The organism is Pantoea sp. 1B4 (assembly GCF_016925765.1).
GTDB lineage: Bacteria > Pseudomonadota > Gammaproteobacteria > Enterobacterales > Enterobacteriaceae > Pantoea > Pantoea agglomerans.
Window position 1 is genome coordinate 2,303,448 of the sequence record NZ_JAEUWZ010000001.1, and the last position, 18,470, is coordinate 2,321,917.

14 protein-coding genes and 4 pseudogenes are annotated in these 18,470 nt (G+C 56.4%); 7 read left to right on the forward strand and 11 right to left on the reverse strand.

All coding sequences use genetic code 11. The features are described from left to right. Positions 1-68 precede the first annotated feature (68 nt). Positions 69-822: pseudogene (cutC, locus tag JNO11_RS11275) on the reverse strand (copper homeostasis protein CutC). A gap of 85 nt (positions 823-907) precedes the next feature. On the opposite strand from cutC, the gene JNO11_RS11280 reads away from it, so the two are divergent. Beyond that, on the forward strand, positions 908-2,053 hold the full coding sequence (locus JNO11_RS11280) for a PatB family C-S lyase (RefSeq protein WP_045139886.1): 1,146 nt from the start codon (positions 908-910) through the stop codon (positions 2,051-2,053). Here the strand turns inward: JNO11_RS11280 and JNO11_RS11285 are convergent. Then, positions 2,050-2,610, reverse strand: coding sequence for a VOC family protein (locus JNO11_RS11285; protein WP_325177305.1), 561 nt, complete (start codon positions 2,608-2,610; stop codon positions 2,050-2,052). The genes JNO11_RS11280 and JNO11_RS11285 overlap by 4 nt on opposite strands. 314 nt (positions 2,611-2,924) lie before the next feature. Here JNO11_RS11285 and JNO11_RS11290 point away from each other — a divergent pair, with 314 nt between their 5' ends. From JNO11_RS11290 to JNO11_RS11315, 6 genes and pseudogenes are all read left to right on the forward strand, one after another. Beyond that, positions 2,925-3,047, forward strand: coding sequence for a hypothetical protein (locus JNO11_RS11290; protein WP_009089698.1), 123 nt, complete (start codon positions 2,925-2,927; stop codon positions 3,045-3,047). A 209-nt stretch (positions 3,048-3,256) separates the two neighbouring features. Then, positions 3,257-4,988 (forward strand): annotated as a pseudogene (gene argS, locus JNO11_RS11295) (arginine--tRNA ligase). Between the two features lie 86 nt (positions 4,989-5,074). Next, positions 5,075-6,010 carry a LysR family transcriptional regulator gene (locus JNO11_RS11300; RefSeq protein WP_325177306.1) on the forward strand — a complete coding sequence of 312 codons (936 nt, stop codon included), beginning with the start codon at positions 5,075-5,077 and terminating at the stop codon, positions 6,008-6,010. Positions 6,011-6,220: 210 nt separating this feature from the next. Then, positions 6,221-7,219: an aldo/keto reductase gene (locus JNO11_RS11305; protein WP_325177307.1), complete on the forward strand. Its 999-nt coding sequence runs from the start codon at positions 6,221-6,223 to the stop codon at positions 7,217-7,219. 74 nt (positions 7,220-7,293) lie between these two features. Further along, on the forward strand, positions 7,294-7,611 hold the full coding sequence (locus JNO11_RS11310) for a type II toxin-antitoxin system RelE/ParE family toxin (RefSeq protein ID WP_010670815.1): 318 nt from the start codon (positions 7,294-7,296) through the stop codon (positions 7,609-7,611). Between the two features lie 80 nt (positions 7,612-7,691). Next, positions 7,692-8,024 carry a HigA family addiction module antitoxin gene (locus JNO11_RS11315; protein ID WP_010258577.1) on the forward strand — a complete coding sequence of 111 codons (333 nt, stop codon included), beginning with the start codon at positions 7,692-7,694 and terminating at the stop codon, positions 8,022-8,024. Between the two features lie 162 nt (positions 8,025-8,186). Here the strand turns inward: JNO11_RS11315 and JNO11_RS11320 are convergent, their stop codons facing one another. From JNO11_RS11320 to JNO11_RS11360, 9 genes and pseudogenes are all read right to left on the reverse strand, one after another. Continuing rightward, the gene (locus JNO11_RS11320) at positions 8,187-8,579 is read right to left on the reverse strand and encodes a flagellar protein FlhE (RefSeq protein ID WP_010670816.1); all 393 of its coding nucleotides are present in this window, start codon (positions 8,577-8,579) and stop codon (positions 8,187-8,189) included. Then, complete coding sequence (gene flhA, locus JNO11_RS11325; protein ID WP_124890046.1) at positions 8,579-10,672, reverse strand: flagellar biosynthesis protein FlhA; 2,094 nt, start codon at positions 10,670-10,672, stop codon at positions 8,579-8,581. The genes JNO11_RS11320 and flhA overlap by 1 nt, the downstream gene beginning before the upstream one ends. Beyond that, complete coding sequence (gene flhB / locus JNO11_RS11330) at positions 10,665-11,816, reverse strand: flagellar biosynthesis protein FlhB (protein ID WP_033772015.1); 1,152 nt, start codon at positions 11,814-11,816, stop codon at positions 10,665-10,667. Before flhB ends, flhA begins: the two co-directional genes overlap by 8 nt. A gap of 188 nt (positions 11,817-12,004) precedes the next feature. Next, complete coding sequence (cheZ, locus tag JNO11_RS11335) at positions 12,005-12,646, reverse strand: protein phosphatase CheZ (protein WP_003849160.1); 642 nt, start codon at positions 12,644-12,646, stop codon at positions 12,005-12,007. A 9-nt stretch (positions 12,647-12,655) separates the two neighbouring features. Further along, positions 12,656-13,045, reverse strand: coding sequence for a chemotaxis response regulator CheY (gene cheY / locus JNO11_RS11340; RefSeq protein WP_010258559.1), 390 nt, complete (start codon positions 13,043-13,045; stop codon positions 12,656-12,658). 39 nt (positions 13,046-13,084) lie between these two features. Continuing rightward, positions 13,085-14,135, reverse strand: a pseudogene (locus tag JNO11_RS11345) (chemotaxis response regulator protein-glutamate methylesterase). Then, positions 14,135-15,007 carry a protein-glutamate O-methyltransferase CheR gene (gene cheR, locus JNO11_RS11350; RefSeq protein WP_010258551.1) on the reverse strand — a complete coding sequence of 291 codons (873 nt, stop codon included), beginning with the start codon at positions 15,005-15,007 and terminating at the stop codon, positions 14,135-14,137. Before cheR ends, JNO11_RS11345 begins: the two are co-directional and overlap by 1 nt. An 80-nt stretch (positions 15,008-15,087) precedes the next feature. Beyond that, the gene (locus tag JNO11_RS11355; RefSeq protein ID WP_033778982.1) at positions 15,088-16,764 is read right to left on the reverse strand and encodes a methyl-accepting chemotaxis protein; all 1,677 of its coding nucleotides are present in this window, start codon (positions 16,762-16,764) and stop codon (positions 15,088-15,090) included. A gap of 106 nt (positions 16,765-16,870) precedes the next feature. Continuing rightward, positions 16,871-18,434 (reverse strand): annotated as a pseudogene (locus JNO11_RS11360) (methyl-accepting chemotaxis protein). Positions 18,435-18,470 lie beyond the last annotated feature (36 nt).

The following is an 18,470-nucleotide window of genomic DNA, read 5'->3' on the forward strand; positions in this document are numbered from 1 at the left end:
ACTGGGGTTTGGTACTTGCAAACACCACGTCAATGATCGGCGTGCTGCGCGGCAAAATCTGTTGTAGTTCAGGCGACCCGAACGGTGCTCATCTGCATCACGCTTTTCATCGCCTCAACCACATCGCCGTCTACACAGTAGCGGCTGAACTCGTCAGTCTCGGCTTCTGAACACATGGAGACCCCCCGCTTTGCGGTAGCGCATCGGCGACGCGACAAGGCGGCTGGCCGAGCTGTGAACTTCATCAATCCCCATGTCGAGAAACTTTTGCAGGTTGCTGAGACGTACCCCGGCACCCGCCATAATAATAGGACCGGTGCTGGCCTCATTTAGTTCCCTGAGTAATGCAATTCCGTTTTCAGCGCTCTGCTGCTGACCGGATGTCAGAATACGCGCCACACCCAAATCCGTTAGTTCTTCCAGCGCACGCTTAGGGCTGTGACAGAGATCGAAGGCGCGATGAAAGGTTACGGCCAGGCCGTCACACAGCGCCATAATCTGCCGCATCTGACCATGATGAATGTGAGCATCTTCATCCAGCATCCCAATCACCAGGCCAGGAAAACCGAGTTCACGGATTAACGCCACATCCGATTTCATCGCTTCAAATTCGCGTGCGGTATAACAAAAATCGCCACCACGTGGCCGGACAATAGGATGAACCGGAATCGAAACTTCTTGCCGGGCGGCATTCAGCATCCCCGCTGATGGGGTCAGGCCGCCTTCACGCGGTGCGGCACAGAGTTCAACCCGATCGGCGCCCGCCTGTTGTGCGGTCACAGCGCAATCCACGCCATAGCAGCAAATTTCCAGTGTGGTCATTCTCTTCTCCTTTACATGACTCTGGTTCAAGGCAGATTCATCAGTTAGTCTGGCTGCTGGAATGAGTTTACCGGGAAAGTTAACTATGGCATTCAATTTCGACCAACGGATAGACCGTCGTCACAGCGATAGCCTTAAATGGAACAAATATGCGGACCAGGACATTCTGCCGTTGTGGGTGGCAGACACCGATTTCCGATCGCCTGACTGCGTCATCGATGCGATTAAAACCCGTGCCGAACATGGGATTTTTGGCTATGGCGACACGCCAGTGGAATTTATCGATAGCGCGATAGCCTGGCTCGCCTCACGCTATCAGTGGCACGTTAATCCGGAATGGATTGTGGTTTTGCCGGGTGTCGTAAGCGGTCTGAATCTGGCAGTGCGCGCTTTCACCGCGCCTGATGAGCTGACGATTGCGCCAACACCCATCTATCCGCCGTTTCGCGGTGCAGCAAAACTGGCAGAGCGCGGTCAGATCACGCTGCCACTGACGCTGCAAGAGGGACGCTGGCTGCTGGATCTGGATGCGCCGGAAGGTCAGCTGGACGATAAAGCGCGGCTGTTAATGCTGTGCAACCCGCAGAATCCGGGCGGCACCGTCTATCGCCGCGAGGAACTGCAGGCGCAGCTGGAATTTGCGCAGAAGCACGATTTGATTGTCTGTTCCGACGAGATCCACAGCGATCTGCTGCTGGAACCCGGCGTTAAGCACATACCCTTTGCTTCACTGAGCGAAGATGCAGCCCAGCGTAGCGTGACGCTGATGTCACCCTCAAAGTCCTTTAATATTGCTGGTCTGGGGGCTTCCATCGCCATCATCCCCAACGCCGGGCTGCGCGCGCGCTTCAACCGGGTACGACGCGGCATTGTGCCGGATGTTGATATTCTGGCACTCACGGCGGCAGCAGCGGCATGGCGCGAGGGTGAGCCCTGGCTGAATGCGCAGAATGCCTATCTGCGCAGTAACCGTGACTGGCTGGTGTCGCAGGTCAATAAGATGACCGGCCTGTCACTCGCCTCACCGGAAGCGACCTACCTGGCCTGGATCGACGCCAGCGCGCTGGGTGTGGCCAGTCCGGCGCTCTATTTTGAAAAGCACGGGCTGGGCTTAACCGCCGGACGTGAGTTTGGCAATGACCAGTTTGTCCGGCTCAATTTCGGCTGTACCCGCGCGCTGCTCGACGAAGCCGTTGCGCGCCTGAAGCGTGCGTTAGCCGCCCGCCTTTAGTTCTGTTCGCTGGCGACAATCTCCTCCAGTCGCCACGGATGGAACTTGATTGTCGTCTGCCCATCCGTAACCGCCAGGGTCGGATTGGGCAGGCGCTCATTCTCGCCCTGTGGTGAACTGGTTTTAAATGAGATACCCGGCTGCGTCAGCGCCTCATCTGACAGCAAGGCCATCGCGCGCACGCCCAGCGTCTGATGATCGCCGCGTAACACCACCTCAATATGCTCCCAGCCTTCATGGCGATAACGCTTTTCACCCGGCCATGGCAGTTCAACCACATCAATCTGCCTGCCTGCGACAATCAGCGGGTCATGGAGTTTAAACAGGCAAATCTGTCTGCCATTGATCATCGCCGCCGAAAACTGCGTGCCAATCTGCTGCAAACCTTGCTGCCAGCGCATCGCCGTTGTGTCCTGATGGCAACGCACTGCGATATGGTCCACCTCCAGATCGGTAAGACGCAAGCCGAGCCGCTGCGCAAAATTTTGCAACGATTCTTCAAAACGTCCTAAATCTGTCTTTAAATCATCCAATTCTGCCGGAAAAGATCTCTTCACTACCCCACTTCCTCTCAATTTGTTTAGCATTTATAACCCGCCTGGCTTTTGGCGCGCCGCGTGCTGAGCATCACATAATGATAAGATTCATCTTATTTGGCCCGAAATTTAACGCTAATCCTTATAATAACATCTTTCATTTCGGATTTATCTCCTGTTTAGGACCATGAGTTCCTTGATGAAAGCATGTTAACTGTATGATTATTATCAACTTCTTTAATACAATAAGATAACTCTCATTTACCTGGCAAACAATTGCAGCCCACCCCGCCTTCCTATAAATTTGACCTAACACAACCAAAAGGAATGGCTCTATGTCTATGCTCATCGTTGTCGCTGTCCTGATCGCACTGATGGGATTTGCAATCTCCCGCCATTGGAAGGTGCGTGAAGATAAAAGCGTAAAGAACCCACGCCGTCATCTGCGACGTCGTTAATGCTTCAGGGAAACATCTATTAAGCTCTGTTTCCCCGCTTCATCCAACTGCTGACGCCCACTGACATTTCACGTATACTTTTCCCCTCATTTTTTTCCGTTTTGTCTGCCCCATCCGTTTCTGCCTCTCCGTGACGCGATGCGCTCAGGCAAGATGATGACAGCCCGGCTTTCTGGTCCGGGCGTTGCTCAGCACATGAAGGTAACTCGGTGAATATTCAGGCACTTCTTTCCGCAAAAGTCAGTCAGGCAATGGTTTTAGCCGGCGCACCCGCCGATTGCGAACCCCAGGTTCGTCAATCCGCCCGGGTTCAGTTTGGAGACTATCAGGCCAACGGCATTATGGCCGTGGCGAAAAAGCTGGGACAGGCACCGCGACAATTAGCGGAAACGGTGATTCAGCACCTCGACCTGACCGGCATCGCCAGCAAAGTCGAAATTGCCGGGCCGGGCTTCATCAATATCTTCCTTGACCACAACTGGCTGGCCAGTCATGCCCGGGAAGCGCTGCGTCTGCCGCGCCTTGGCGTGCAACTGGCCGAGCCCCAGACTATCGTCGTCGACTACTCTGCGCCTAACGTTGCGAAAGAGATGCATGTGGGCCACGTCCGCTCCACCATCATTGGTGACGCGGCGGTGCGTACGCTGGAGTTTCTCGGACATAAAGTGATCCGAGCGAACCACGTTGGCGACTGGGGAACGCAGTTCGGTATGTTGATCGCGTTCCTGGAAAAGCAGCAGAATGAAGATCATGCAGAGATGGCGCTGGCCGATCTCGAAGGCTTCTACCGTGAAGCCAAGCGCACTTATGATGAAGATCCTGAGTTTGCCGAGCGCGCGCGCAGTTATGTGGTGAAATTACAGGGCGGCGATGACTATTGCCGCCAGATGTGGAAGAAGCTGGTCGACATCACCATGAGTCAGAACCAGAAAATCTATGACCGCATGAACGTCACGCTGACGCGCAATGATGTTATGGGTGAAAGTCTCTATAACGATATGCTGCCTGGCATCGTCTCCGATCTGAAACAGAAAGGCTTAGCGGTAGAGAGTGAAGGTGCGACCGTGGTGTTCCTGGATGAATTCCAGAACAAAGAGGGTGAACCGATGGGCGTCATCATCCAGAAAAAGGATGGCGGCTACCTCTACACCACCACCGATATCGCCTGTGCGAAATATCGTTACGAAACGCTGAAAGCCGATCGTGTGCTCTATTACATCGACTCACGTCAGCATCAGCATCTGGTTCAGGCCTGGACTATCGTCCGCAAAGCGGGTTATGTGCCGGAATCTGTTCCGCTGGAGCACCATGCATTCGGCATGATGCTGGGCAAAGATGGCCGTCCGTTCAAAACCCGCAGCGGTGGCACCATCAAGCTCTCCGATCTGCTGGATGAAGCCTATCAGCGTGCCTACACGCTGGTGCGTGAGAAGAACCCGGAGATGAGCGAAGCGGAAGTGAAAACGCTGGCGGAAGTGGTTGGCATCAGCGCGGTAAAATACGCCGACCTGTCAAAAAAGCCGTACCACCGATTACATTTTCGACTGGGACAACATGCTGGCGTTCGAAGGCAACACCGCGCCTTACATGCAGTATGCCTATACCCGCGTTCTCTCCGTGTTCCGCAAGGCGGGCATTGATGCCGATTCGCTGGATGCGGAGATTGTGATCAGCGAAGAGCGTGAAGCGCAGCTGGCCACCCGTCTGCTGCAGTTCGAAGAGGTCATTACGCAGGTCGCTCGTGACGGCACGCCACACGTGATGTGTGCCTATCTCTACGATCTGGCCGGTCTGTTCTCCGGATTCTACGAGCACTGCCCGATTCTCACCGCAGAATCAGACACAACCCGTCTGAGCCGACTGCAGCTGGCCGCGCTGACCGCGAAGACGCTGAAGCAGGGCCTGGATACGCTGGGCATCGACACCGTCGAGCGCATGTAATCTCTGAAACGGAGAGGGGTTTCCCTCTCCGTTGCTGAATTCGTATATCCGCTCTGATCCCTCAAACTTCGCAGCAGGATGGTGTTATGTCTGTAGCCGCGCACCTCATCAGCAGCCACCTTCCCACCATAAAACAGTTACAGTGCTTTCTGGCTGTTGCGCACGAGCTGAATTTTCGCCGGGCCGCAGAACGTCTCAGCATGACGCAACCGCCGCTGACCCGTCAGATTCAGAGTCTGGAAGATCTGCTGGGCCACTCGCTGTTCAGCCGCACGACCCATGAGGTAACGCTCACCGATTCTGGCCGTGCGCTGGTCGCGAAGGCGGAAGCGATCCTGACTGCGCTGAATGCCCTGAAGCAGGATGCGCAGCCCGCCGCAGCACGGCTACGCATCGGGCTGACCCGCACGCTGAACTTTGAACTGATTTCGCCACTTAACCGGCAGCTCGCCGCTTTTCATGCCAGCGAAGAGATGGAGATGCCCCGCCTGACCTCCCCTCAGCTTTTGCAAAGCCTGGCCAAAAACAGTCTGGATTTGATACTCACCGGAGAAAAGGGGTCGGATACGGAAGACACCATTCAGTACGCCTGGGTTTACCGTGAGCCGCTGCTGATTGCCATACCGTCGGCGCATCCTGCCAGTGTGGCGGAACGGGTCTCGCTGGAAGCGCTGGCCGATCTGCCGCTGTTCTGGTTTGCCCGCAGCGCCAATCCGCTGTTTTACGATAAATGCGAGCGCTACTTCGCCACGCTCAGCGTCACGTTGAAACGGGTGAGAGAGCCGGACGATTCCCTGCTGATGCTGTCACACATCGCCAGAGGAAAAGGGTTCGCCCTGATGCCGCAGTCAAAATGCACCTTTAATCAGGCAGGTCTCTGTTATCGCCCGCTGACAGAAGATGCGGCACAGCCGCTGGCGATTGATGTTTACGCGGCGATTCGCGCCGATGAAAAAAATGAGGCGGTTCTCAATGCGCTGAGAGAACTCTCTCATCCCGGGGATGCGATAAAGTCCGCATGATGCCGCATCGCTGAAACGCAGTGAAGCATCCCCCCTCTTCTTACTTGTTAATCCCCGCTCAGCCTGTTGCTGAGATCTTACTGTATCGACATGCCGGATGGATGTCTGAAGCGCTTTCATTCGCCTGATACCTTTTTTGCATGACGGAAAGAGCAATTCATTGCTTTCACGCGGAGTGAAACAATCGCGTCTCACTTACGAGGAGCGACAATGAAAAAGCGAACGTTAACTCAGGGTCTGGACGTCAGCGCAATCGGCTATGGTGCGATGGGGCTCAGCGAATTTTATGGTCAGACCGATGACCGTCATTCCCTGCAACTGCTCAATAAGCTGCGCGATCTGGATATCACCTTTGTCGATACCGCCGATCTTTACGGGCGCGGTCACAACGAGCAGTTGATAGGTCAGTTTCTTGCCGGGCTCAATCAGGCCGAACGGCTTAAGTTCACCGTGGCCACCAAATGTGGGATTGAGCGTCCTGCTGACGAGGCCTATGCCCGCACCATTAACAATCAGCCGGACTACATTACCCGCTGCTGCCATGGATCACTGAAACGGCTGGGTGTTGAGCGCATCGATCTCTTTTATCTGCACCGGATCAGTCCGGCGACACCGATTGAGGAGAGCATGCAGTGTCTCAGCCGTCTGGTGCAGGAGGGAAAGATTGCCCGGATTGGGCTGTGTGAAGCATCGGCTTCAACACTGAATCGGGCGCAGGCGATCCATCCGCTGGCCGCGCTGCAGACGGAGTATTCACTCTGGACGCGTGACATCGAAGAACAGATTCTGCCGACGGTGAAAAAGCTCGGTGTCGGACTGGTGCCCTATTCGCCGCTGGGCAGAGGATTCCTGACGGGTAAATACCGTAAAAACAGCGATTTTGCCGAGGGTGATTTCCGCAAAAATAATGACCGTTTCCGGCAGGAAAATATCGATCACAATCTCCAGCTTCTTAACGCGGTGACGCCACTTGCTGAGAAATATCACGCCACCACCGGGCAGATTGCGCTGGCCTGGCTACTGGCACAGTATGACAAAATTGTGCCGATACCGGGCACCAAACAGATCGCTTACCTTACTGAAAACGCGCAGGCCGCAGATATTGAGCTGGAAGAGGAAGATATCGGGATGCTGAACGCTGTTCATCAGCAGATTGAAGTTAAAGGCAGTCGCTACTCTGAGGAGGGAATGAAGGGGGTGAACGCCTGAATACAAACTACGCACTTGCGCACTGTGCATCGGTGCGTTAAATTGTTTTCAGTGTGATACAGGGAGGTAATGAGGTGGCGACGTTAAGGAATATTGAAAGTTTCAGGGATGACTGGCTTAAGGATTATTTTTTATATGGCAAATTTTCCAAAAGAATACCGTCAAGCCTCTCATCAGCGCTGGCGCGAAAGCTCGACATCATCAATGCGGCGATTAGCTATAAGGATTTAAAGTCGCCGCCTGGCAATCGTTATGAGGAACTAAACCCGCCTCTCAAGGGGTATGCTTCAATCAGGGTCAATGAGCAATATCGGCTGATCTTTAAATGGATAGAAGGTAAGGCCGTTGACCTTTATCTGGATGCTCATAGTTATAAAACGCACAAGCGATGAAAACTGAGCCTGGCTGCATCAGGCGCTGTAAGACAGCATGTAACACATCAACCTCTGTCAGTAATAAAGAGAGCAAGACTATGAACCAGGCGACCCGCAAACCGACCACTGTCGGTGACGTATTACTTTACGAATATCTGGAGCCAACCGGCCTGAAGATTCTCGACTTAGCGGAGATGCTCAAAGTGCACCGCAACACCGTCAGCGCTCTGGTCAACAATAACCGGAAGCTGACGCCGGATATGGCTTTCAGGCTGGCTGCAGCTTTCGAAACCAGCGTTGAGTTCTGGCTTAATCTGCAAAACAGTGTCGATATCTGGGAAGTGATGCATGATGCCAGGGCACAGGAGGAGATCAGTCGCGTAACACCGTTGAAGGATTTTCTGGTGCAGAAAGAGAATCAGCTGGCGTGAAAAGCTTTATAACGCACTGGTCATGACGGGATTTGAAACGGGTCAATTATCTGTCAGCCGCTGGGTCAGGGTTAGCATCGGTTTACAGCCAGGGTCATCACGTAACAAGGGAGCCAGGAGGCGATCTCCGGCTCGCCTTCAGTCAATTCAGCAACGATACCCTTACTCGTAATTGACCATCACTTCACTGCTCACCACCCTTAATCCGGGTGGTAGCGCCCCGCTTCCGGCAAAACCAAACACCATGTGCAGGGTCTCACTGGCGCTCAGATGTGCCAGCCCGCGCGTGGTGCCGCTGGCCCCCTCCAGGGAAGTGCAGCGCTGTTCGCCGCACAAGCGCACCTGCAGGCCGGACGGGGCCGGTCTGCTCAGCTGGTAACGCCAGTTAATGACGCTGACCTCCCCGCCAATGTCGGCGGGCGGCGTCAGCGGCTGCGCCCGTTGCCAGCTGCCGCGGTTCGCCAGCAGCGGCCCATTGGCCGTGGCGCTCCACGCACCACCGGCCGCCTGCGCCATCAGTGGCAGCATCACGAATGCCATCACCAGCCAGCGCATTATTTGCCTCCGATGGTGGCAGTCATGCGGATCTGACGGTTGTCGCTCAGCTCCAGATTAGAGAGCACCACCAGCTGTGGCAGATTGCGGCGCAGGAAACGCGCCAGCAGCGCACGCAGCGGATGATTGACCAGCAGCACCGGCGGCGCGCCCAGCATCTCCTGACGCTGTAATGCCGCCTGTGCCTGACTTAACAGCCGATCGGCCAGACCCGGCTCCAGTCCGCCACCGCCCTGCAACGCCTGTAACAGCAGGCGCTCCAGCGTGGAATCGAGCCCGATAACCTGCACTTCGTCATTACCCGGGAACCACTGCTGAGTAATCGCACGGCCCAGCGCCACACGCACCACGCTGGTCAGCTCCTGCGGATCGCTCTGCACCGGCGCATGTTCCGCCAGCGTTTCGATAATGGTGCGCATATCGCGAATCGACACCCGCTCCACCAGCAGGTTCTGCAGCACCTTGTGCAGGGTGGTCAGCGAGATCACTCCCGGCACCAGATCTTCGGTCAGCTTCGGCATCTCCTGAGTCACACGATCCAGCAGCTGCTGCGCTTCCTGACGGCCAAACAGCTCGCTGGCGAACTGGCCAATCAGATGGTTGAGGTGGGTTGCCACCACGGTACTGGCTTCAACTACGGTAAAGCCCTGAATCTGTGCCTGCTCTTTCAGCGCGCTATCAATCCAGACCGCCGCCAGTCCAAAGGCGGGATCAACGGTCGCTTCGCCTGGCAGACTTCCGGCAGCCGTGCCCGGGTTAATCGCCATCCAGCGGCCAGGATAGGCATCACCGCTGCCAATCTCCACCCCTTTCATCAGGATGCGATAGCGTGCCGGTGGCAGCTCCATGTTGTCGCGGATATGCACCACCGGCGGCAGGAAACCGACATCCTGAGCGACTTTCTTACGGATACTGCGGATACGTCCCAGCAGCTCACCGTTTTGCTGATGATCGACCATCGGAATCAGGCGATAGCCCACTTCCATGCCCAACGTATCTTCCAGCTGCACATCGGTCCACGACGCTTCAGTGGCGGCTGGCGTGTCCGCCGTTTTGGCGATGCCGCCCGTGACTTCCACTTTCTTCTTCGGCTGCATTTCGCGGCCGCGCAGCCACCAGGCCAGACCCAGTAAGGCGGCGGTGAACAGCAGGAAGACGAAGTTCGGCATGCCCGGCACCAGACCCAGCAGACCAATCACGCCGGCGCTCAGCATCAGCACGCGCGGATCTTTGAACAGCTGAGTGACCATCTGTTCGCCGACATCCTGATCGGTGGCAACGCGCGTCACGATAACACCGGCTGCGGTAGAGATAACCAGCGCCGGGATCTGCGCTACCAGACCATCACCGATGGTCAGCAGCGTATAGGTCTCTGCGGCATGACCCACATCCATACCGTGCTGCACCACGCCCACCAGCAGGCCGCCGATGACATTGATCACCATGATCATAATACCGGCGACGGCATCACCACGAACGAACTTACTGGCACCGTCCATCGAACCGTAGAAGTCCGCTTCCTGGGTCACTTCGGCACGGCGGCGTTTGGCGTCCTCTTCACCGATCAGACCGGCGTTAAGGTCGGCATCGATGGCCATCTGCTTACCGGGCATCCCGTCCAGCACAAAGCGCGCGCCCACTTCGGCGATACGACCGGCACCTTTGGTGATAACCATAAAGTTGATGATGACGAGGATGATAAACACCACGATACCGATGGCGAAGTTACCGCCCACCAGGAAGTGACCGAACGCTTCAACCACCTGTCCTGCCGCGGCGGCACCCGTATGCCCTTCCATCAGGATGATACGGGTTGAAGCCACGTTCAGCGCCAGACGCAGCAAGGTAGAGAACAGCAGAATGGTCGGGAACGCCGCAAACTCCAGGGTCCGCTGGGTGAACATCGCCACCAGCAGGATCATGATCGACAGCGCAATGTTAAAGGTGAACAGCAGATCGAGGATGAACGGCGGTAATGGCAGAACCATCATCGACAGGATCATCAGGATCAGTACCGGCCCGGCCAGCACCTGCCACTGCATATCTTTAAAGTTGCCCGGTAAACGTAGTTTTGCGGCCAGGTTATTAGCCATCGTTTTTGCTCTCTCCTGCAAAGTCCATCTCTGCCGGAACCGGCAGGTTTTTTGGTTTGGTTGGGATCAGGCCGCCTTCGCGCTTCCAGCGACGCGACTGCCAGACCCACGCCAGCACCTCGGCCACGGCGGCATAGAGCGCGCCGGGAATGTGCTGACCAATTTCAGTATGTCGGTATAACGCACGCGCCAGCGGCGGTGCTTCCAGAACCGGGATGCGGTGTTCGGCAGCCAGTTCACGAATTCTCAGGGCGATCTCACCTGCGCCTTTCGCCACCACTTTCGGCGCACTCATCTTCTTCTCGTTGTACTGCAGTGCCACCGAGTAGTGCGTCGGGTTGGTGACGATGACATCGGCTTTCGGCACATCCGCCATCATTCGGCGTCGCGCTGCGGCGCGCATCTGCTGCCGGATGCGCCCTTTAACGTGCGGGTCACCTTCCTGCTGCTTATGCTCGTCGCGGATCTCCTGCATCGACATCTTCAGCTTTTTAAAGTGGCTGTGCAGCTGCCAGAAGACGTCATATCCGACCATCGGGATCAGCCCCAGCATCACCAGCGAACAGCAGACTGCGATCATCTCCATGCCGTGAATCAGCGCGGTGACGGGCGCTTCGCTAATCAGCCGCAGCATCTCGGGCCAGTGGCTCCAGATGTACCACCAGCCCACCGAGCCAACCAGAATAGTCTTAAGGATGCCTTTAAACAGTTCGGTCCAGGCCTGCGCCGCAAACATTCGCTTGAACCCAGCCATCGGGCTCATCTTCTTCGGGTCGAACTTGATCGATTTACCGCTGAAAACGATACCGCCCAGCAGCATGGGCGCGGCGATTGCCACCAGCACCAGACCGCCCATCAATGGCAGCAGCGCCATCAGTGCCTGCGTGATCAGGCTGCCGATGTGGCTGACGATAATTTTGTCATCTCTGACCATGCCGTGGTCAAAACGGAGTCCGGTGGCGACCATCGCCGCCAGCCGGTGCGCCATCATGTTGCCGCCCATCCACAGGATCATGATGCCGGCCAGCAGCATCAGTACGGATGTGAGTTCGCGCGAACGCGGAATCTGGCCCTCTTCACGCGCTTTCTCAAGTCGGTGGGCCGTGGGCGATTCTGTTTTGTCTTCGTCGCTATCTTCAGCCACGACAAACCTCGGTTGGCAGGAATTCTGAGCATAGGATGACAAATCTGGCTTAAGTTAAAGCGGAGATAAGATGAAGAAAACAGGCGTTCTTTCGGGGATGGGTCTGACAATGCGGAAAGGGGCCACCCGAAGGTGACCCTGTTTATTATAATCTGCAGCTGTTTCACCCGCCCGCAGGCGGACGAAACCTAGAACCCTAAGCTGTCCAGCAGGTCATCAACCTGATCCTGGTTCGCCACCACGCCCGGTGCATCGGCGTGAATCTGGGGCCCGTTCAGCAGGCTGGTGCCTTCCTGACGCTTCTCAGCGCTGACTTCTGGCATATTCTCCAGCAGCACCATTAACAGCTGGCGCTCAATTTCCTGGATCACATCCATCATGCGCTTGATCACCTGACCGGTCAGGTCCTGGAAATCCTGCGCCATCATGATTTCAAGCAGCTGCTTGTTGGTAAAGGCGGTATGCTCTGGCACGGCGGTGAGGAATGCGCGCGTATCCGTCACCAACTCCCGCGCATCACCCAGTTCAATCGGGTTCTCAAACCACTCATCCCAACGCCCTTTCAGCTGGGTTGCCCCGGCTTCCATCTTATCCTGATGGGGTTGTGCTGCTTCAACACAGTTCAACGCACGGTCGGCGGCCTGCGCCGTCATCTGCACAACATAATCCAGACGGTCGCGGGCATCAGGAATGGCTTCAGCCGCATCGGCTATGGCTTTATCCAGCCCCAGCTCGCGCAGGCTGTCGCGCAGCATGCGCGTCAGAGAGCCAATACGTGAAATGATGTCGTGTGCCGCGGCATCCTCAGTTGGTTTCGGAAAGTCGCTCATCACATCCCCTTACATGCCCAGTTTTTCGAAAATTTTACCCAGCTTTTCTTCCAGGGTTGCCGCAGTGAATGGCTTCACGACATATCCGCTGGCACCGGCCTGGGCGGCGGCGATAATGTTCTCTTTCTTCGCTTCCGCGGTCACCATCAACACCGGCAGCGAACTCATTGCCGCGTCGGCACGAATGGTCTGCAGCAGCTGCAGGCCATCCATGTTTGGCATGTTCCAGTCGGAAATCACGAAGTCGAAACCACCCGCTTTCAGTTTGCCGAGGGCGTCCACACCATCTTCCGCTTCTTCTACGTTATTGAAGCCCAGCTCTTTCAGCAGGTTACGCACAATACGACGCATCGTATTGAAGTCGTCTACTACCAAAAAGCGCATGTTTTTATCAGCCATATCTACTCCTGAGTTGTCTCGCCCGGCGGGACGGGCCTGTTAAATACGCAATGCCTGTCCGGCGCTAATTTTCGCCAGCATATGCTGGCTGATGTTGCTTAAATCCACGACTTCGCTCACGCCGCCTGTGGCAATGGCCTCACGCGGCATGCCAAATACCACACAGCTGGCTTCGTTCTGGGCAATAGTCCAGGCGCCTGCCCGATGCATTTCCAGCATCCCGGCGGCACCGTCGTTGCCCATGCCGGTGAGGATGACCCCCCACCGCATTTCGTCCGGCGTAAGTTGCCACCGATTTAAACAGCACATCCACAGAGGGTTTGTGCCGGTTAACCGGTGGTCCTTCATTCAGTTTCACCACATAGTTGGCGCCACTTCGGGCCAGCTCCATGTGCATTGCGCCTGGCGCGATGTAGGCATGGCCTGGCAGAATACGCTCACCATCTTCAGCTTCCTTCACCGTGATCTGACACAACTTGTTCAGACGCTCGGCAAAAGAGCGGGTAAAGCCTGGCGGCATATGCTGGGTAATCAGCAGTGCCGGGCTGGTCGCCGGTAACGGCTGCAGCACATGGCGAATCGCCTCGGTACCCCCGGTTGAGGAGCCAATCGCAATCAGCTTCTCACTACTCAGCAGCGGGCCCGCTTTCAGCGTCGCCGGCACCGGCATCGCTGCACGGTTGTGCAGTCGGGCACGGGAAGCGGCACGAATTTTGTCGCCAATCATCTGGCTGTAAGACAGCATCCCTTCGCGGATACCGAGCTGTGGCTTGGTGACGAAATCCACCGCTCCCAGCTCCAGCGCGCGCAGGGTAATTTCAGAGCCTTTCCCGGTCAGCGATGAAACCATCACCACCGGCATTGGCCGTAACCGCATCAGTTTTTCCAGGAAATCGAGGCCATCCATGCGCGGCATTTCCACATCCAGCGTCAGCACCTGCGGATTGAACTGCTTAATCAAATCGCGGGCGACCAGCGGATCGGGCGCCGTAGCGACCATCTCCATATCCGGATGGCTGTTGATGATTTCAGTCATCAACTGCCGCATCAGCGCAGAGTCATCTACGCACATCACGGTGATTTTGCTCATCATCTTTCCTTCGTCAGTCCATAGACGGTTTGCCCGCGCAGCCAGAACTCTTTACTGATCTGACTGAAGTTTTCTGAGTGCCCGGCGAACAGAATGCCACCCGGCTTCAGGAGCGGGACAAACCGACGCAGAATCTTCTCCTGCGTCTCTTTATCGAAATAGATCATCACGTTGCGACAGAAAATAGCGTCGAACTGACCCGGCAGCGCCCAGTCATTGGCCAGCAGGTTAAGCTGCGCGTAAGTGACCATATTGGTCAGCTCGGGACGCGCCCGCACCATACCGGCATGAGGACCGGTGCCGCGCAGGAAGTAGCGCTGCATTTGCGCGGGTGACAGCGTGCGCAGCTCCTCCTGGCGATAAACACCCGCCACCGCTTTTTCCAGCACCTGGGTGTCGATATCGCTGGCATGAACCTGGAACTTGCCCGGTCCGGTGCCCAGCGCTTCCGCCAGCGTCATGGCGATGGAGTAAGGCTCTTCGCCGGTTGACGCTGCGGTACTCCAGACGCTGAAGTTGCCCTGTCGCTTACGTGCATGCTCCGCCAGAATCGGGAAGTGATGCGCTTCGCGGAAGAACGCGGTCAGGTTAGTGGTCAGGGCATTGATAAACGCCTGCCACTCGGCACTGTTCGGATCGGACTCCAGCAGCGCCAGGTAGCGACCGAAATCATCGATATTCAGCGTACGCAGGCGACGAACCAGACGGTTGTAAACCATCTCACGCTTGTGATCGGCCAGTACGATACCGGCACGCTGATAGATCAGCTGGCTGATACGACGAAAATGCGTATCGGAGAGCGGTAAACGCTGCACCATTTGCGACAGCAGCGTTGTCGTCTCATTTTGATCTAAAATTGTCGATTTTTTCATCTCTGCACCTGGCCCGAACTCAATACATTATTTGTCTGCTGCGATGCCCGGCGGCTCAATGGCGGCCGGGCCACGGGCGTTTAAAAGGTTTCCCAGTTGTCGTCGCTGCGGGTAGCAGGCGAACGACCAACGGCTAACGGTGCATCTGACTGGAGAGTTTTCATCGCCGTTGTCTTGTTAACGGCCTGAGCGACAAATTCTTTACCAATATTGAACACTGATACCGCTTGTTTTAAGTGACTTGCCTGATCTTCGAGCGCTGCAGCCGCTGCTGCTGACTCTTCGACCAGTGAGGCGTTCTGCTGGGTGACGCGATCCATCTCGGTCACGGCAAGCCCCACCTGGTCAATGCCACGGCTCTGTTCGTCTGACGCTGAGGCGATCTCACCCATGATGTCGGTGACGCGGGTGACCGCGCTGACGATGTTGCTCATGGTGTCACCGGCGCTCTCTACCAGCACCGAGCCGGTATTAACGCGGCTAACCGAATCTTCAATCAGACCTTTAATCTCTTTGGCGGCCTGGGCGCTGCGCTGCGCCAGGCTGCGCACTTCACCAGCAACGACCGCAAAACCGCGACCCTGCTCACCGGCACGCGCCGCTTCAACGGCGGCATTCAGCGCCAGGATGTTGGTCTGGAAGGCGATGCCATCAATCACACTGGTGATATCGGCAATCTTCTTGGAACTGCCCGCAATTTCTTTCATGGTGGTGACCACGCCATCCACCACTTTGCCGCCCTGCTGCGCGGTTTCAGAGGCGGTCAGCGCCAGCTTGGACGCCTGACGGGCGTTTTCGGCATTCTGCTTCACGGTCGCGGTGAGCTGCTCCATGCTGGCAGCGGTCTGCTCCAGCGAAGCGGCCTGCTGTTCGGTACGCGAAGAGAGATCGTTATTGCCGATGGAGATTTCGCTGGCACCGGTATAGATGGCATCAGAGCCGTCTCGTACGGTACGCACGGTGCGGACCAGCTCCTGCTGCATGTGCTGCAGCGAAGTGAGTAACTCACCGATTTCGTTACGCACGCTAATCTCAACCGGCTGGGTCAGATCGCCCCGTGCGATGTGCTGGATATGCTCAATACTCTGACGCAGCGGACGGATCAGCACCGAGCGCATCACGTTCCACACCAGGATAATCATCAGCAAGGTCACTGCCAGCGTGGCGATGACAATAGTGATGGAGCGGTTATACGCGTGCTGGTTGGCTTCCACACCCTGCTGAGACAGCGCTTTATTGTGCTCAAGCCACTCGCTGTAATCTTTCTGGAACTTGTCCTGGTAGCTCTGGGTCGGCTGATCCACAAAACCTTTGAAATTGCCGGCGGTGAAGAAGACCATCAGCTCCGCCAGCGCATCGTGATAGGCCTTGTAGTTCGCCTGTAACGCCCGGACGTTTTCGGCCGTTTTACCTTCTTCTGACAGGTTATCGTTGAATATCTGATAGCTGACTTCAGCCTGCTTCAGCTCCTCACCCGCCAGGGCGACCAGCTCTTTCACGCTGGCACCCGAGCCCGACATCTGTGCATCCTGCAGAAAACGGATACCGGCGCGGTTAAGGGTGTTACGCGCCTGAACCAGCGAAACCCATGAGGTGCCCATCGCCTGTTGCAGAGTATTCAGGCGCTGGTTGTAGGCAAAATTCTCTTTATCTGAACTGACAGTTTTGAAAAACATTCCGCCGGAAAACAGCTGCAGCAGCGCAAACAGCGCCAGCACACACAGCAGGCCGGAGACGACTCGTACTCGACTAAACATAAACACCTCATTGGTTGGCGATTCGTGTGTATTTATCGGCGGAGACGGGGGGGAACTTTATGCATGGCGACGGCTTTACGCCGCCGCCATGTTGAAAGAGGGAAAATCAGGCGCGGGAAATTTTGAAAACGGAGACGGCCTGGGTCAGGACGCTGGCCTGCTGCTCCAGTGCGGCCGCAGCGGCGGCAGATTCCTCAACCAGCGAGGCGTTCTGCTGTGTCACGCGATCCATTTCGGTAACGGCCAGACCGACCTGCTCGATACCGCGGCTCTGCTCATCGGAAGCCGAGGCGATCTCACCCATGATGTCGGTAACGCGGGTCACGGCACCCACAATCTCATTCATGGTGCTGCCGGCGCTTTCAACCTGCAGTGAACCGCTGTTGACGCGTGACACCGAGTCTTCAATCAGGCCTTTAATCTCTTTGGCGGCCTGAGCGCTGCGCTGGGCCAGACTGCGCACTTCACCGGCCACCACCGCAAAACCGCGACCCTGTTCACCGGCACGTGCCGCTTCAACCGCCGCATTCAGCGCCAGGATATTAGTCTGGAAGGCGATGCCGTCGATCACGCTGATAATGTCCGCGATCTTCTTCGAGCTGCCGGCGATCTCTTTCATGGTTGTGACCACGCCATTCACCACTTTACCGCCCTGCTGCGCGGTTTCGGAGGCGGTCAGCGCCAGCTGGGATGCCTGACGGGCGTTGTCAGCATTCTGCTTCACCGTGGCGGTGAGCTGCTCCATGCTGGCGGCGGTCTGCTCCAGCGAAGCGGCCTGCTCTTCGGTGCGGGCCGACAGGTCGTTGTTACCGGCGGCGATTTCGCTGGCACCGGTAAAGATGGCATCAGAGCCGTCACGCACATTCCCCACCGTCATCACCAGCGACTGCTGCATCTCATGAATGCCTGCTGCCAGCTGGCTCATCTCATTACGCCCCTCAACCACAATCGGCTGGGTCAAATCGCCGGAGGCAATAGCGCGAATCTGTGCCAGCAGCTGTTGCAGCGGCTGAATCAGCACCTGACGCAGGCCAAACCAGCAGGTAATAATCACCGCAAGCACCGCAACACCAATCGCGGCCAGCAGCCACATCATCTGTTTAAAGGCTTTCTGGTTCTGCGCCATTCCCTGATCGGAAAGCTCAGTCTGACGCGCACGCCATTTGTTGTAGCTCTCCTGCATCGCGACCTGTTTCTGCTCAATGTTCTGTTTAAACATCCCTTCCAGGTCACGCGCCTGCAGACTTTTTTACCATCGCCTTCAGGCCGTTTTCGTAGTTAGCGTAATCGGCTTCAAGCGTGTCGCCCATGGTTTCGTCAAGACCCGACGTGGTTGGCAGATGGTAATAGATTTTAAAGTGGCGATCGGCTTCCGCTAACTGGGTATTGGCTTTGTTGATCAGCTCATCAAGCTGACCGCCGTTCATCTGCGAGGCCATGCTGGTCTGTAAGCGCAGCATGCCGCGGTTCAGCGTGGTACGGCTGTTGTTCAGTGAAATATAGGCGTCAGTCATCTCGGTGACATTGCGATTAGAGACCTGAGACAGCGCAAAGGACTCTTTGTCTTTATTGAGGGCTGACCAGAAAAGGCTGCCAGCGACTAGCTGGAGCGCGCCAAAGATGACCAGGACTGCGATTAAACTGGTCACCACTTTTATTTTTTTTAACATCTTGTTCCCCTGCAGGTTAATTTAGGTGCAGCGGCT